This is a genomic window from Sporichthya sp. (assembly GCF_013815995.1).
Taxonomy (GTDB): Bacteria; Actinomycetota; Actinomycetes; order Sporichthyales; family Sporichthyaceae; genus Sporichthya.
Genome location: NZ_JACDFE010000095.1, coordinates 1 through 15,393, shown reverse-complemented (window position 1 = coordinate 15,393; position 15,393 = coordinate 1). Strand labels below are relative to the sequence as shown.

The following is a 15,393-nucleotide window of genomic DNA, read 5'->3' as shown; positions in this document are numbered from 1 at the left end:
CCGCGGCATGCTCTTCTACCGCCTGCTCCAGCAGGCCGTCGCCACCGATCCACACCCGCTGAACGAACTGATCGTCAGATACCAGTCCCGATAAGGATCACTGCACTCAAGCAGATATGCAGAACGTATGTTCGCATGGCGGGGCGACGGTTGTCCCGTACTCGTCGTGCAGCCGCACCCAGTTCAGGCCCCCGCCAAGGTCCGGCATGCCGTCCCAGCCCTCGCCCCGGCCGTGGGGGGTGAGGTCCAGCCACATGTAGGTGCCGAGCAGCAGCTCCACCCCGCGGCCGTAGGTCGAGTACGTGTGCAGCACGTCCGGCACTGCATCCGGTGGGGACTCCGGGCGCAGGAACACCGAGACCCCGTTCAGCTCTTCGGCCTCGGCCAGCGCGCCCAGTCCGGCCTGACGCAGGTCCTCGGCGCTTCGGTAGTTCCAGAGCACCGGCGCGACCCGCTCGTCGAGGGAGACGCCGAAGTCGTAGTTGAACGTGCTGCCGGCCGAGGAATACCAGGGGAAGGTCCAGCCCATCCGCTCGGCGAACGCCGTGAGTTCGGAGTAAGGAGCCCGGGAGACCGCGACCAGCGTGGTGTCGCGGGCGTGCAGGTGGGCGAGATTGCCGATCGCGTCGGCATGGAACGCGCAGCCCGCACACGACCGCCCCCAGCCGGGGCCGAACATCAGGTGCAGGACGATCAGCTGCCCGCGGCCGTCGAACAGTTCGGCCAACGTCCGCACCCCGTCCGGGCCGGTGAACTCGTACGGCTGCTCGACCCGGACCGCAGGCAGGGCCCGGCGGGCGCGGTTGATCCGGTCGCGCCGGCGGGTCTCCTCCTTCTCCAGCTCAAGGAGGGCCCGCCGCGCCTGCAACCAGGTCGCAGGATCAACGATCGCCGGCGTGTCCATACCCTTTCGACCGCGCGAGCCGCCCGGATTCATCGCTCAGGCGTCAACCAGCAGGTCGTCGGGGTGCTCCGGCAGCCCGTACAGCGGGAAGAGCCGTCCGGCGTCGAGGAAGAAGTTCAGCCCGACGATGCGCCCGTCGCGCACCTCCAGCACGTGGATGGCCCACGGGTAATAGGAGGTCTTGTCCTCGGTCTGGCGCCACTGCGCGAAGGCCGGCATGCCGTTGGCCTCGACCGCCACGACCCGGGAGCCCTCGCACTGCGAACCCGGCCCGGTCATCCAGGCATGCACCTGCTCCGGTCCGGAGAGCCACATCGGGTACGGCGGCATGCACATGGTCGCGTCCTCGTGCAACAGCTTGACCAGGCCGTCGATGTCGTAGCGGGTGAAGGCGTCGAGGTAGCGCTCGAGCAGCACGCGTTGGGCGGCGTCGGTCGGCTCGAGGGTCTCGGCCTCCGTCACCGGTGAGTCGTCCATCGTGGCCCGGGCCCGCTGCAGTGCGCTGTTCACCGACGCGACCGAGGTGCCGAGTAGCTCGGCGACCTCGGCGGCCGACCAGCGCAGCACTTCGCGCAGCAGCAGCACCGCGCGTTGGCGCGGGGGCAGCTTCTGCAGGGCGGCGACGAAGGCCAGCCGCACCGATTCCCTGGCCATGGCGGCCTCGGCCGGGTCGACCACGGCGGGCAACGTGCGCGCGTCGACCGACGGCTCCACCCACCCCGTCTCCGCAGTCGGTGCGGCCAGCGTGTCCAGCGCCTGCGAGCAGGGGCCCAGATCCATCGGCCGCGCCCGCTTCTGACGAGCCGTCAGCATGTCGAAGCAGACGTTGGTGGCGATCCGGTAGAGCCACGACTTGAGCGAGGACCGACCCTCGAAGGAGTTCTGGGCCTTCCAGGCGCGCAGCATGGTGTCCTGCACGGCGTCCTCGGCCTCGAAGCTGGACCCGAGCATCCGGTAGCAGTAGCCGGTCAGGCCGACCCGGTGCTGCTCGAAGTCGGCGATCGGATCCACCGCGGCGAGGGTCTCGGTCATGACGGGTCTCCCGGGGTCGAGGGAACGCGGGCTGCTGCGGACGCGTGGCCGAGCCAGGTGTGCCGGTTGCCGGCCCAGCACCAGCCGAGCTTGGCCGCGCCCTTGCGGTCGCGGCCGTCCTTGCCGGTGCCGCCGCTGATCCACAGCGCAGGCACCCGCCGGTCCCCGCAGCGCGAGCCGACCAGCATGAAGCACTTGTTGGGTTCGAGCAGGTCGGGGTGCTGCGCCAGCAGGGCGACGCCCTCGGCCACCGTGAGCGGGGTGCGGCCGCGCTCGTGGATCGCCGGGAGAGCCTCGTCCGGCGACCAGTTCAGGTACTCCTCGCCGCGCTCGACGCCCACCAGCCGATAGGCCGCGGTCGGCACTTCCAGACCGGCGATCGGGACGAAGCGATCCCAGTCCGCGAGGTCCGCGGAGACGAAGCCGGGCTTGCCGTCCCGGGTGACCGCCGCCAGCACGCCCGGCACGTCCAGCGGTCCGGCCCCCACCGTCACGTCCACCCTCATGTGCACGGTCATCTCATGCCCTTCCCGCCGCTCCGGACTCCTACCGGGCGACTGGGCTGGGGTGATGGTTCCCGGGCGCACCCCTTGAGGTTGCTATTTGCAACTATTGATTGTCAAGTGAACTCTTGCTTAGAATTCGAACCATGGCGGAACGCACCTACGGGCAGTACTGCGGACTGGCGCGGGCCCTGGACCTGGTCGGCGAGCGCTGGGCCCTGCTGCTGATCCGCGACCTGCTGGTCTCGCCGAAACGCTTCACCGATCTGCGTCGCGGCCTACCCAGGATCCCGTCCAACATCCTCAGCACCCGGTTGCGGGAGCTGGAGGAGGCGGGCGTGGTGCAGCGCCGCGTGCTGGCGCGCCCCGAGACCGGCGTCGTCTACGAACTGACCCACTACGGCGAGGAGTTGGAGGAGGTCGTGCTCCGCCTCGGCACCTGGGGCGCCGCCCGGCTCGGCGAACCCCGCCCCGGCGAGGTGCTCACGCCCGACTCGATGGTGATCGCGCTGCGCGCGATGTTCCACCCGGCCGCTGCCGCGGGCGTTCACGTCAGCTTCCAGTTCGAACTCGGCCCAGTGGTCTTCCACGCCCGGGTCGACGACGGCGTGCTCGCCGACGGCGCCGGTCCGATGCCCGAACCGGATCTCGTGATTTCCGGCGGTCCGGGCGTCCGGGCCATGTTCACCGGCGAGGTTGACGCGGCCGACTCCGTCGCGACCGGCCTGGTGCGGTTGAGCGGACCGGCCCCCGACCCACTGGCTCTGCTGCAGACCTTCACCGAGATGTTCCGGCTCGAGGTCCCGGTCGATGTTCCCGTCGCGGTGGCGTAGGCCCTAGGGCCTACCTCGGGCTACTCCTCGAAGAGCTCGTCGTCCTCGAGGTATCCGAACTCGTCCTCTTCCGCGGCCTCTTCCGCGGGAACCGATTCCAGCGTGCAGATGACGGCGTGGGTCACGGCCCACATCTCGCCCTGCGGCTGCTGGGACATGGTCACCGCGCCGTGCACCGAGCCATCGCCGAAGGCACCGGCGAAGGTGACCTGATCGGAGAAGGAACTGCGGGTCTCGAACTTCAGCATGGACGCGACCTCGGCCTCACCGGTGCCGATGAAGGCGGCCAGCGCTGTGTCCGCATCAGCGGCCGTCTGCGCGGCCCAGTCGACGTCCTCAAGCGCATGGAAGCGCACCGAGTAGGCCTCGTGGACGTCGCAGTTGACGACCTCGTCCACCGGATCCTGCTGCTGAGTCATGGCGGCGCAGCCCCTTCGTGGTCAGGCTCTGTACTCCGGATTGGCGAAGTCCGGGCGAGTTCCAGCATCCCACGCGCGGCGGGAGGTGCCAGCGGCCGGGATGCCCCCGGCCTGGGAAAGCATGGCTGCCAGGTGCATCAGATTCCACGTCATAAAGGTGGTATTCCGGTTCGTGAACTCGGTCTCGGGGCCACCCGAGCCGTCGTCGAGGTAGGACGGGCCAGGACCGACGGCGCCGATCCAGCCGGCGTCGGCCTGGGGCGGGATGACGTAGCCCAGGTGCTGGAGGCTGTAGAGGATGTTCATCGCGCAGTGCTTGATGCCGTCCTCGTTGCCGGTGATCAGGCAGCCGCCGGTGCGCCCGTAGTACGCGTACTGGCCGCGGTCGTTGAGCAGGCCGGAGCAGGAGTAGAGCCGCTCGATGATCTGCTTCATCACCGAGGAGTTGTCGCCCAGCCAGATCGGACCGGCCAGCACCAGGATGTTCGCCGCGAGCACGCGCTCGTACAGCGCCGGCCACACGTCGGAGCTCGCCCCGTGCTCGGTCATGTCGGGGTAGACGCCGATCGCGATGTCCTGGTCGATGGCGCGGAACTCGTCCACCTCCACCCCGCGGTCCCGCATGATCGCCGCGCTGCGGTCGATCAGTCCCTGGGTGTGACTCTGCTGTGGTGAGGGCTTGAGGGTGGCGTTGATGAACAGTGCGCGCAGGCCGTCGTAGCGCGGGGCGTCGTCGCCGCCGCCGGAAGGTGTCGTCATGAGCGGTACCCGACCAGTCCGCGCGCGACCGCGACAAGGCCGGCGCCCGCTTGTTCATCACTCCGACAGATCTGCCCCTCGCACACTGCGCGGGAAGTCGGGCGCCATGCCACTGCCTAAGGTGACGCCATGACTTCCTACGTGGCGATCAACGTGCTGAGCGTGCCGGCCGAGATGGGCGAGCAACTGGAGGGGCGCTTCGCCGCCCGCGCCGGCATGGTCGAGGGTTCCGAAGGCTTCGAGGGCTTCCAGCTCCTGCGCCCGGTCGAGGGCACCGACAAGTACTTCGTGTTCACCAAGTGGGCGAGCAAGGAGTACTTCGAGAAGTGGCGCGACGGCCAGGGCGCCGCCGCGCACGCCGGTGAGCGCGCCCAGGCCCCCGGCCCGATGGCCGCGATGGGCTCCGAGCTCTGGGCCTTCGACGTTGTTCTGGATGTTCCGCCCTCTGCCTGAGGCGCCTTAGGCCGCCAGCGCGGAGATGCTCGAGCCGTCCAGCAGGACGGCTGCGACGCCCTTGCGGTCGTCGTACATCGGCACGTGGCCCCAGCCGCGGGGGGAGAGCCAGCGGGTGTGGGCCGGCAGCTCACCGCGGTAGCGGCAGCCCGGGCCGAGGATGACGTCGCGGGTGCCGAAGGCGATGGTGATCGGCACCTCGATGTCGTGGCCGTCGCAGAAGCGCTGCCCGGAGGCCGAGGCCAGCGTCAGCTTGAAGGCCTCCGAGGCGAGCATCGCGGCCGAGTCGGCCATCAGCACGGTGCGCGGGGTCTTCCAGGGCTTGCCCATGACGTTGGCGGTCAGCGCGACCCGCAGCGGCGGGACGCGCATCAGCGGGGGCATCAGCGGGCCGAGCCGCTTCGGGAGGTCGTGGATCCCCATCACCTGCCACTTGGTGTAGCGCGGCACCCGCCGCCGCCACAACCCGGCGGGCGCGATCCCGGTCACCGAGGCGGCCCGGCCGGCCTTGGCGATCTCCAGCGACACCCAGCCGCCGAGGGAGTTCCCGCCGTAGTGCGGGCGCTCCAGGCCCAGCTGGGCGCAGAAGTCGGCGACGGTCTGGGCGTAACCGGTGGCCTTGAGGTCCTGCCCGTCGGTGAGCTTGCTGGCACCGAAGCCCGGCAGGTCGATGGTGATGACCTCACGGTGCGGGGCCAGCAGCGGCACGATCGGATCCCACATCTCGCGGCGGCCGCCGACCCCGTGCAGCAGGACCAGCGGCGGGCCCTCCCCGGTCCGGGTGTGCTCCAGAATGATCTTCTTCTGACGTGCCGCCATCGGGGGTATCTCCTTGCTGGAACACAGCCGAGGTGGCTTGATGTTACTGACGAGTATGGTAGGTTACTCGCCAGTAGGACAGAGTAGTTCGCTGCTCTGCTGAGCTTCGCACACACCAGGTCCGGACACGACGTCCAGGGGGACGACGATGAGCCACTACAAGCCCAACCGCCGCGACATCGAGTTCAACCTGTTCGAGTTCCTCGGACGCGACAAGGTCCTCGGCCAGGGTGCCTACGAGGACATGGACATCGACTCGGCCCGCTCCATCCTCGACGAGGTCGAGCGGCTGGCGGAGGAAGACCTCGCGCCCTCGCTGATCGACTCGGACCGCAACCCGCCGGTGTTCGACCCGAAGACACACTCCGTGGTCATGCCGGAGTCGTTCAAGAAGTCGATGAACGCCTACATGAACTCCGAGATGTGGCGCCTCGACATCCCCGTCGAGCTCGACGGCACCCGCGCCCCGGCCTCACTGCGCTGGGCGGTCCAGGAGATGGTGCTCGGCGCCAACCCGGCCGTGCACATGTTCGCGGCCGGCCCCGGCTTCGCCTCGATGCTCTACCGCAACGGCAACGACGCCCAGAAGCAGCTCGCCCAGCAGATGGTCGACAAGCGCTGGGGCGCCACCATGTGCCTCACCGAGCCCGACGCGGGCTCCGACGTCGGCGCCGGCCGTACCAAGGCCACGGCGCAGCCCGACGGCAGCTGGCACATCACCGGCGTCAAGCGCTTCATCACCTCGGCCGAGCACGACATGTCCGACAACATCGTGCACTTCGTGCTGGCCCGCCCCGAGGGCGCCGGGATCGGCACCAAGGGCCTGAGCCTGTTCATCGTGCCGAAGTTCAACGTCGACGCCGACGGGAACCTGGGCGAGCGCAACGGCGCCTTCGTCACCAACGTCGAGCACAAGATGGGCCTGAAGGCGTCCACCACCTGCGACCTCACCTTCGGCGACTCGATCCCCGCGGTCGGCACCCTGCTCGGCGACGTCCACGACGGCATCGCGCAGATGTTCCTGATCATCGAGAACGCCCGGATGATGGTCGGCACGAAGGCGATCGCGACGCTGTCCACCGGCTACCTCAACGCGCGTGACTACGCCAAAGAGCGGGTGCAGGGCGCGGACCTGACGCGCTTCACCGACAAGGCTGCGCCGCGGGTGACGATCATCAACCACCCCGAGGTCCGCCGCTCGCTGATGATGCAGAAGGCCTACGCCGAGGGCATGCGCGCCCTGGTGCTCTACACCGCGAGCGTGCAGGACGGCATCCACGCCGCCCAGGCGTTGGGCGAGGAGGTCGACGAGGACGCCGAGCGCCTCAACGACCTGCTGCTGCCGATCGTGAAGGGCGTCGGCTCGGAGCGCTCCTACGCGTTGCTCTCCGACGCGCTGCAGATCTTCGGTGGCTCCGGCTACCTGCAGGAGTACCCGCTGGAGCAGTACATCCGCGACGCCAAGATCGACACCCTCTACGAGGGCACCACCGCGATCCAGGGCATGGACTTCTTCTTCCGCAAGATCGTCCGGGATTCCGGGCAGGCCCTGACCGGGCTGGCCGGGGAGATCGAGGCCTTCGCGACCGCCGAGGGCCCGCTCGACATCGAGCGGGCGCTGCTGGCCCGGGCCCTGGAGGACGTGCAGGGCATCGTCGGGACGATGGTCGAGTCGCTGACCAACGCCATGGGCGAGGTCGGCGAGATGTACAAGGTCGGGCAGAACACCACCCGCCTGCTGATGTGCGCCGGCGACCTGGTGATCGGCTGGCTGCTGCTGCGCCAGGCCGAGGTGGCGCTCAAGGCCCTGGAGGGCACGCCGTCCGCCCGGGACAAGGCCTTCTACGAGGGCAAGGTCGCCGCCGCCCGGTTCTTCGCCGCGCAGGTGCTCCCGTTGCTGACCGCCCAGCGGATCATCGCCGGCACGGTGGACAACTCGCTCATGGACGTCTCCGAGGACGCCTTCTAGACGGTTCCCAGGGATTTCCCTGGTGGCTGAGGTGTACGAGTGCCGTTGCCCGGGTAATCGTTGATCGACCGCGCTGAACCTGGCGGTCGTTTCTCATCGATTTCGGGCGACAGGGAACCTGGTGGGGGTTCCCTGGACGTCACCCGGCCGCGTCGCAATACCGGCACCAGCGACCGGCCTCGACACGGGTGAGGCGAAGCGGATCGGCAGCCGCTCGCCTCACCCGTGTCAATGTTAAGAACCGATCAGCTGCAGCGCCGCCCACCGCCGGCCCACCGGAAAAGACCCTGGAGCGCGCAGAGTCGGCCGAGAACGAGGACGGCGGCCAGGAATCCCAGCGGCGGGGACAGCCACAACGGCTTCGCTCAGGCCCGCCGGTCGCCCGATGGCAGCGGCGAGTGTGACGGCAAGCAACACGAGCGCCATCACCAGCCCCATGCTGCTCTCCTGTTATCCGATGCTGCGTCAGGTTTGCGGAGCACCCTCGGTTGCCCGGCTCATCCTCCCCGGATTGACACCGAACATCGGAGGCACAACTGACGGGCGTGGCGGCCTCGTTTTCCCCGGTCAACACGACGAAGATGATCTTGAAAAGCACCGAGCCAGCGCAGACCGAGTAGCGTGCCGCTACCAAGGCAGGAGTAATCTTCGGCCTTCTACAAGAAGATCTTGGACGGCACCGCTACCGCCGGCGGTTTCCCCGACAGGCGAGGACGAGGTCCATGACCCTCCAGCACTACGAGACCGGCACCGCCGCACCAGTGCAGCCCCTGCGCCGCGCGCCCATGCAGCGCCGCAGTGTGGAGCGCGTGCAGCGGATGCTCGACGCGGCTCAGCAGCTGGTCGCCGAGGTCGGCTACGACGCACTGACGACGACGTTGATCGCGGAGCGCGCGGACGTCTCGATCGGCTCGCTGTACCAGTTCTTCCCGGACAAGCAGGCGGTCGTGCGCGCGGTCGCGCTGCGCAACCTCGAGCGGTTCACCGAGCGCCTCACCGAGCTGGCGAAGAGCTCGGAACACACCACCTGGTGGGACCTCACCTCCGCGGTGCTCGATGAGTACGTGGCGATGCACCACGACATCCCGGGCTTCCAGACCATCCGGTTCGGCGACGTCGCGGACCTGCACCTGCTCGACCCGGTGCGGGACAACGACAGTGTCGTGGCCGAGCGCTTCGTCAAGCTGATCCGCCCGACGGTCGACGTAGCGGAGGACGTCGATCTCGAGCTGGACATGGTCATCGCGGTCAAGATCGCCGACGTGCTCACCCGCTACGCCTTCGAGCGCGATCCGGCCGGCGACAAGATCGTGCTGGACGAGGCCAAGCGACTGGTCCGGGCGCACCTGGCCCGGCGCTTCGGCGAGCCGACGCCGACCACCTGACCCCACCGCAAAGCTGCGCAGCCGCAACGGAGGACCTCCGTTGCGGCTGTTGCGCTTCTACAGGCGCCGGTCCCGCAACGCGGGGAAGTCGGCGCGCACCTGCTCGACCCGCGCCGGGTCGATGACCACGTCGAGGACGGTCGGCTCGGTACCGGCCTCGGCGACCACCTCACCCCACGGGTCGATCACCACCGAGTGCCCGGCCTGCATCACTCCCGCGTGTTCCCCGCACGCGTCGGCAGCCACGACGTAGGCGAGGTTCTCCACCGCCCGCGCCCGGTTGAGCAACCGCCAGTGCTCGCGCCGCTTGGCCGGCCACGAGGACGCGATGACGAACATCTGCGCGCCGGCGTCGGTGAGCTTGCGGAACAGCTCGGGAAAACGCAGGTCGTAACAGGTCGCGATCCCCATCGACAGCGGTCCGCCGGTGAGGGTGAGGAATGCGTCGCCCGCCGTCATCAGCGCCGCTTCCCCCTCAGCGAAGCCGAAGCGGTGGATCTTGCGGTAGATCGCGCGGGGCTCACCCTGCGTCCCGATCAGCACCGAGGTGTTGAACAGCCGGTCGCCATCGCGCTCGACGACGCTGCCGCCGTGCAGCAGTACGCCGGCATCCTTGGCCGCCTGGCTCAACGCAGTCACCGTCGGCCCGTCCAGCGGCTCGGCCGTCTGCTCCCACTCCTTGTAGGCCCACGCGCCCTGTGCCCACAGCTCCGGCAGCACCACGAGGTCTGCCCCCGCGCAGCCGCGGATCAGCTCGCACGCCTGCGCCACCCGCTCGGCGATCGGCTCCCGCAACGTGACCTCGAGCTGGACCAGACAGACCCTCATGCCCCCATCTTCCAACTTCTGCTGCGTTGCGCGCCCATCGCGACGCGGCCTCGATGGGCGCGCCGCACGTCAGAAGACGCGACTCAGAGGATCAGCGCGGTGATGGGGTCCTCGATGACCCGCCCGACGTCGACGAGGAACCGCGAGCCCGTGGCGCCGTCGACGATGCGGTGGTCGAAGGACAGCGCGAGGGTGCAGATCTGTCGCGGCACGATCTGACCGTCCACCACCCACGGCATCGGGCGGATCGCGCCGAAGGCGAGGATCGCGGACTCACCGGGATTGATGATCGGCGTTCCACTGTCGACACCGAAGACGCCGACGTTGGTGATCGTGATGGTGCCGGCGGCCATGTCAGCGGGCGAGGTGCGGCCCTCGCGGGCGGTGGCGGAGAGCTGGTTGAGCGCGACCGCCATCTCCGGCCAGGACATCGAGTCCGCGTCCTTGATGTTGGGCACCAGCAGACCGCGCGGAGTGGCGGCGGCGATGCCGAGGTTCACGTAGCGCTTGAGGACGATCTCCTGGGCTGCCTCGTCCCACGTCGCGTTCGCTTCGGGGGTGTTCCGGGCGGCCAGGCACACCGCCTTGGCCACCACCAGCAGCGGCGAGATCTTCAGACCCTGCATCGACGGGTGCCGCTTGAGCTGCTCGACGAAATCCATCGTCCGCGTTGCATCGACGGTGAGGAACTCGGTGACGTGCGGCGCGGTGAAGGCGCTGGCGACCATCGCCTGCGCGGTCATCTTGCGCACGCCCTTGACCGCGATCCGCTCCTCACGGGCAGTCGAGGAACGGGACTCCCCGGCCAGCGAGACAGCAGCGGGGCCGGCCGCCGCCGCGACGTCCGCGCGGGTGATGGTGCCGCCGGGGCCGGTCGGGGTGACCGAACGCAGGTCGACGCCCATGTCCTTGGCCAACTTGCGCACCGGGGGCTTGGCCAGCACGGTGACCCGGCCGGCGTCGCCCTGCTCGTCGACTCCGATGGTGCGGGCCGGAACGGACTCGCCCCCGTGCGCGGACTCGCGGGCCTCGATCAGGCGCCCGAACTCCACACCGGCGTAGCGGGTCGGCTTCACGCCCTCGGTGCCCAGTGGGCCGCCGAGCACCTCGGACGCGGGGTCCGGTGCCGGGGTCGGCCGGTGGCCCGACTCGTGCACCGCGCGGCGAGGGCGTCGCTTCGCCGTGGTGGTGCGGGGGCCGTAGCCGACCAGGACGGCGGTGCGCCCGCCGGGGGCCTCGCCACCGATCAGGCCGGCGGCGATCTCCGGGTCCGCTCCACCCATCGCGGCGGCCACCCCGACCTGTGCGGCCTGGGCCCCCGGCTCGGACGGTGCGGCGGGGGCCGGCACCGACGGCGCCCCGTCCGGCTCGGTCTCGATGGTGATGATCGGGGCGCCCACGTCGATGACGTCGCCGACGGCGGCGAGCAACTCGACGACCTCACCCTCGTACGGGCTGGGCAGCTCGACGGCGGCCTTGGCGGTCTCGATCTCGACCAGGGTCTGATTGGTCGTCACCCGGTCGCCGACCTGGACGAACCACTGCAGGATCTCGCCCTCGGTGAGGCCCTCACCGACGTCGGGCAACTTGAACTGTCGACGCGCCACTGGTCAGTCCCCTTAGTACGCGAGCGAGCGGTCCACGGCGTCGAGCACCCGGTCCAGGTCGGGCAGGTACTCCTCCTCGATGCGCGAGGGCGGGTACGGGGTGTCGAATCCGCCCACCCGCAGCACCGGCGCCTCCAGGTGGTGGAAGCAGGACTCGGTGACCTGGGCGGCGATCTCCGCGCCCATGCCCAGAGTCACCGGTGCCTCGTGCACGACCACCAGGCGGTGGGTGCGCCGCACCGAGGCCACGACCGTGTCCATGTCCAGCGGGGACAGCGAGCGCAGGTCGAGCACCTCGATGCTGGTGCCGTCCTCGGCCGCTGCGGAGGCCGCGTCCATACAGACCTTCACCATCGGCCCATAGGCCGCCACCGTGATGTCCGCGCCCTCGCGCACCACCCGGGCCTGATCGAGCGCCTCGGCCGGCGGTCCGGCCGAGGTGTCGAGCTCGGCCTTCTCCCAGTACCGGCGCTTGGGCTCGAAGAAGATCACCGGGTCGTCGGAGGCGACCGCCTGCTGGATCATCCAGTACGCGTCGACGGGGTTGGAGCAGGCGACCACCCGCAGGCCCGCGGTGTGGGCGAAGTACGCCTCGGGGGATTCGGAGTGGTGTTCGACGGCGCCGATGCCGCCACCGAACGGGATCCGCACGACGATCGGCAGCCGGGAGTGACCCTTGGAGCGGGCGTGCATCTTGGCCAGCTGACAGACGATCTGGTCGAAGGCCGGGAAGACGAAGCCGTCGAACTGGATCTCGCAGACCGGACGGTAGCCGCGCAGGGCCATCCCGATCGCGGTGCCGAGGATGCCGGACTCGGACAGCGGGGTGTCGATGACCCGGTCCTCGCCGAAATCCTTCTGCAGGCCGTCGGTTACCCGGAAGACGCCGCCGAGCTTGCCGATGTCCTCACCCATCAGCACGACCTTGGAATCGCGCTCCATGGCCGCGCGCAGGCCCATCGTGATGGCCTTCGCCAGGGTCGTGGTCTGCCCGCTCAATGTGCCGCCTCGCTTCGCTCGGCGAGCGCTTTCGCGTTAGCCCTGTGCTTTCTGGTTCGGTCGCTGCGCTCCCTCACGAGTGCTCCTCCGACGTGCTCTCGAAGGAGGCCAGGTAGGCCGCGAACTGCTCGCGCTGGTTAGCGAGCGGCTTGTGCGGGTCGACGTAGACGTGGTCGAACATCGTCATCGGGCTCGGGTCGGGCATGTCCAGGCAGCCGGCCCGGATGTGTTTGGCAAGCTGGTTGGACTCCTCCTCGAGGGCCTCGAACCAGTCCTGGTCGGCCTTGCCGGTGCGGATCAGGAACGAACGCAGCCGCTCGATCGGGTCCTTGAGCTTCCAGGCCTCGACCTCGGCGGCGATCCGGTAGCGGGTCGGGTCGTCGGAGGTGGTGTGCGCGCCCATCCGGTAGGTGTAGGCCTCGATGAAGGTCGGGCCGCTGCCCTCCCGGGCCCGCGCCAGCGCGGCCTGGGTGACCGCGTAGGTCGCGAGCACGTCGTTGCCGTCCACCCGCACGCCGGGGAAGCCGAAGCCGCTGGCGCGTTGGTAGAGCGGGATGCGGGTCTGGCGCTCGAGCGGCTCGGAGATCGCCCACTGGTTGTTCTGACAGAAGAAGACCACCGGCGCCTGGAACACCGAGGCCCAGATGAAGGCCTCGTTGACGTCGCCCTGGCTGGTGGCGCCGTCACCGAAGTAGGCCACCGCCGCGCCGGTAAGCTCCGGACCCCCGTCGCCGACCATGCCGTCGCGCTGGAGGCCCATCGCGTAGCCGACCGCGTGCAGGGTCTGTGCGCCGATCACGATCGTGTACAGGTGGAAGTGGTGCTCCTCGGGGTCCCAGCCGCCCATGTCGACCCCGCGGAACAGGCCGAGCAGGTTCAGCGGGTCGACCCCGCGGCACCAGGCGACGCCGTGCTCGCGGTAGGTCGGGAAGACATGGTCGTTGGGCCCCATGGCCCGCCCGGAGCCGATCTGGGCCGCCTCCTGGCCGAGCAGAGAGGCCCAGATGCCGAGCTCGCCCTGGCGTTGCAGCGCGGTCGCCTCGGCGTCGATCCGACGCACCAGGGCGAGGTCGCGGTAGAGGCCGCGCAGTTCTTCGTCGCTGAAGTCCACCCGGTAATCAGGGTGCTCGACGAGCTCCCCTTCAGGGGTCAGCAATTGGACGAGTTCGGGCTCTTCAGGTGCCAGGGCCACGGCAACTCCTCCTCGGGGAGAACCACACCGACGATCAAGGTATCCACTGTCGCCCCGAATGCGAGCCCAGACGCGAACTCCCCCGCCGGCCGAGGCCGACGGGGGAGTCACGATGTCCCAACTGTGCTACTTGCTGACTAGGTGCTCAGCGCTGAACCTCAGTCGCGGAAGCGACGGCGAAGAGCCGCGCCACCGAGCATGAGGGCCGCACCGAGGCCGGCCGCTGCAGCCGAGCCGGCGCCGTCGGCACCGGTCTCCGGCAGCTCTTCCTCGACCTCGACGCCACCGGTCTCCGGCGGAACGACGTTGACCTGCACCTCGCCGGCGTCGCCACCGTTGCCGAGGCCCACACCGCCACCGGAGCCACCGTCGAGCGGGGAGCCGGGGAAGCCGTCGCCACCGTTACCGACGGCGACCAGACCGTCGCCAGGTCCACCCCTGCCACCGTCGTTGTCGCCGGGGCCCTGGCCACCGTTGCCACCGTTGACGATGTTGGTGACTGCAGTTGAGCCACCGTCACCACCGGTGCCGCCGTTGCCGTTGCCACCGGGGCCACCGTTGTAGAGGCCGACCACCACGACGTCGCCGCCGTTCTCGCCGGACTCGTCGCCCGCGCCGCCGTCGCCACCGTTACCGGCGCCGACCACGCTCACGGAACCACCGTGGCCACCGGGGCCGCCGGCGCCGGCATCGCCGTCGCCACCCTCGCCGCCGCGCACGACGTTCGAGTCGCCGCCGCTGCCGTTGTCGCCGCCACCGTTACCGCCGTTGGCCACCTCGACCAGGACCGGGATGGAGCTGGTGGCCCCACCGCCGGTGCCGCCGGAGTTACCGCCGTTGGCCACGTCGACGCCGCCCTGGCTACGACCGTTCTCCGGACCCGTGTTGGCGCCCGCACCGTCTCCGGCGTTGGCCGCTGCGATCAGCGGGATGTCGCCCTTGTCCGGGTTGGCGCCATCAGCGTCGGCCGCGTTGAAGGCCTCGACGACCGAGCCCTCGTTGTAGGTGCCGTCGTCGCTGGTGTCGTCAGGAGCGTTCTCGGTGCCGGCGTTGCCGCCCGCACCGCCGTTGCCGAGGTGCAGGCCGGGCGCGTCCTGAGCACCCGCGGGGGTACCGGAACCCGGGCCACCGTTGGCGATGTCGATCAGCGACTCGTTGCCGTTGCCGACCTCGATCAGGTGGTCCTTGCCGTTGTCCGCGCCGTTGAAGACCGAGATCAGCGCGCCCATGCCGCCACCGCTGCCGGCGTCGTCATCGTCCGGGTCGGGCCCGCCGCCGGAGCCGGTGTCGTCACCGCTCTCCTCGTGCTTGCCCTTGCCGCCGTTGGCCGCGCCGACGACCGCGGCAGCGCCACCGTCACCGTTGCCGGCAGAGTTACCGCCGTTGGCCAGGGCCACCAAGCCACCGTCGGCCGTGTCGCTGGCGCCGTCGGTGTTGGGCGAGTCCTCATCGCCGGAGTGGTCGTCGTTCTCGCCGACGCCGCCGGTTGCCGCCTCGACGACCGAACCGTCGCCGCCGGAGCCCGCACCGTCGGAGGTGGCCTCGCCACCGTTGGCGATGTTGATCAGGCCGTCGCGGGCCGCGTCACTGCCGTTGCCGCCGCCGTTGCTGTTGCCGTCGCCGTCGCCGCCGTTACCGAGGTTGGCAATGGCGCCCGTGCCGTCGCTGCCGTCGCCGCCGCCGGAGTTGCC

15 protein-coding genes and 1 pseudogene are annotated in these 15,393 nt (G+C 69.8%); 4 read left to right on the top strand and 12 right to left on the bottom strand.

The window, feature by feature from the left end; genetic code table 11:
- Positions 1-106: 106 nt before the first annotated feature.
- Genes H0X00_RS12155 through H0X00_RS12145 form a run of 3 tightly spaced genes read right to left on the bottom strand, consistent with a single transcriptional unit; the run spans position 107 to position 2,454 of the window.
- Complete coding sequence (locus tag H0X00_RS12155; protein WP_293771158.1) at positions 107-904, bottom strand: DUF899 domain-containing protein; 798 nt, start codon at positions 902-904, stop codon at positions 107-109.
- 36 nt (positions 905-940) lie between these two features.
- Entirely contained in the window at positions 941-1,936 is a 996-nt protein-coding gene (locus H0X00_RS12150) for a sigma-70 family RNA polymerase sigma factor (RefSeq protein ID WP_293771156.1), read from the bottom strand.
- A complete protein-coding gene (locus tag H0X00_RS12145; RefSeq protein ID WP_293771154.1) occupies positions 1,933-2,454 on the bottom strand; it encodes a DUF5701 family protein in 522 nt (173 codons plus the stop codon). Before H0X00_RS12145 ends, H0X00_RS12150 begins: the two co-directional genes overlap by 4 nt.
- Before the next feature lie 131 nt (positions 2,455-2,585).
- On the opposite strand from H0X00_RS12145, the gene H0X00_RS12140 reads away from it, so the two are divergent.
- Positions 2,586-3,272: a helix-turn-helix domain-containing protein gene (locus H0X00_RS12140; RefSeq protein WP_293771151.1), complete on the top strand. Its 687-nt coding sequence runs from the start codon at positions 2,586-2,588 to the stop codon at positions 3,270-3,272.
- 20 nt (positions 3,273-3,292) lie between these two features.
- Here the strand turns inward: H0X00_RS12140 and H0X00_RS12135 are convergent, their stop codons facing one another.
- Complete coding sequence (locus H0X00_RS12135) at positions 3,293-3,691, bottom strand: hypothetical protein (RefSeq protein WP_293771149.1); 399 nt, start codon at positions 3,689-3,691, stop codon at positions 3,293-3,295.
- Between the two features lie 21 nt (positions 3,692-3,712).
- The gene (locus H0X00_RS12130; protein ID WP_293771147.1) at positions 3,713-4,450 is read right to left on the bottom strand and encodes a flavodoxin family protein; all 738 of its coding nucleotides are present in this window, start codon (positions 4,448-4,450) and stop codon (positions 3,713-3,715) included.
- Between the two features lie 129 nt (positions 4,451-4,579).
- Here H0X00_RS12130 and H0X00_RS12125 point away from each other — a divergent pair, with 129 nt between their 5' ends.
- The gene (locus tag H0X00_RS12125; RefSeq protein WP_293771145.1) at positions 4,580-4,903 is read left to right on the top strand and encodes an antibiotic biosynthesis monooxygenase; all 324 of its coding nucleotides are present in this window, start codon (positions 4,580-4,582) and stop codon (positions 4,901-4,903) included.
- 6 nt (positions 4,904-4,909) lie between these two features.
- Here H0X00_RS12125 and H0X00_RS12120 read toward each other — a convergent pair whose 3' ends face one another.
- Positions 4,910-5,722 carry an alpha/beta fold hydrolase gene (locus H0X00_RS12120; RefSeq protein WP_293771142.1) on the bottom strand — a complete coding sequence of 271 codons (813 nt, stop codon included), beginning with the start codon at positions 5,720-5,722 and terminating at the stop codon, positions 4,910-4,912.
- A gap of 148 nt (positions 5,723-5,870) precedes the next feature.
- Here H0X00_RS12120 and H0X00_RS12115 point away from each other — a divergent pair, with 148 nt between their 5' ends.
- A complete protein-coding gene (locus H0X00_RS12115) occupies positions 5,871-7,691 on the top strand; it encodes an acyl-CoA dehydrogenase (RefSeq protein ID WP_293771139.1) in 1,821 nt (606 codons plus the stop codon).
- Positions 7,692-7,957: 266 nt separating this feature from the next.
- Here the strand turns inward: H0X00_RS12115 and H0X00_RS23835 are convergent.
- Positions 7,958-8,129: pseudogene (locus tag H0X00_RS23835) on the bottom strand (arsenic transporter); the annotation flags it as partial.
- A 284-nt stretch (positions 8,130-8,413) separates the two neighbouring features.
- Between H0X00_RS23835 and H0X00_RS12110 the strand changes: the two are divergent.
- Positions 8,414-9,076 (top strand): TetR/AcrR family transcriptional regulator, encoded by a 663-nt coding sequence (locus H0X00_RS12110; RefSeq protein ID WP_293771137.1) that lies wholly within the window; start codon positions 8,414-8,416, stop codon positions 9,074-9,076.
- Positions 9,077-9,133: 57 nt separating this feature from the next.
- Here the strand turns inward: H0X00_RS12110 and H0X00_RS12105 are convergent, their stop codons facing one another.
- From H0X00_RS12105 to H0X00_RS12085, 5 genes are all read right to left on the bottom strand, one after another.
- Entirely contained in the window at positions 9,134-9,904 is a 771-nt protein-coding gene (locus H0X00_RS12105; RefSeq protein ID WP_293771135.1) for a carbon-nitrogen family hydrolase, read from the bottom strand.
- Positions 9,905-9,987: 83 nt separating this feature from the next.
- A complete protein-coding gene (locus tag H0X00_RS12100) occupies positions 9,988-11,511 on the bottom strand; it encodes a dihydrolipoamide acetyltransferase family protein (RefSeq protein ID WP_293771132.1) in 1,524 nt (507 codons plus the stop codon).
- 12 nt (positions 11,512-11,523) lie between these two features.
- On the bottom strand, positions 11,524-12,510 hold the full coding sequence (locus H0X00_RS12095) for an alpha-ketoacid dehydrogenase subunit beta (protein WP_293771129.1): 987 nt from the start codon (positions 12,508-12,510) through the stop codon (positions 11,524-11,526).
- A gap of 73 nt (positions 12,511-12,583) precedes the next feature.
- Entirely contained in the window at positions 12,584-13,702 is a 1,119-nt protein-coding gene (pdhA, locus tag H0X00_RS12090; protein ID WP_293771126.1) for a pyruvate dehydrogenase (acetyl-transferring) E1 component subunit alpha, read from the bottom strand.
- Between the two features lie 158 nt (positions 13,703-13,860).
- A partial coding sequence (locus H0X00_RS12085; RefSeq protein ID WP_293771123.1) for an LPXTG cell wall anchor domain-containing protein occupies positions 13,861-15,393 on the bottom strand: 1,533 nt, incomplete at its 5' end.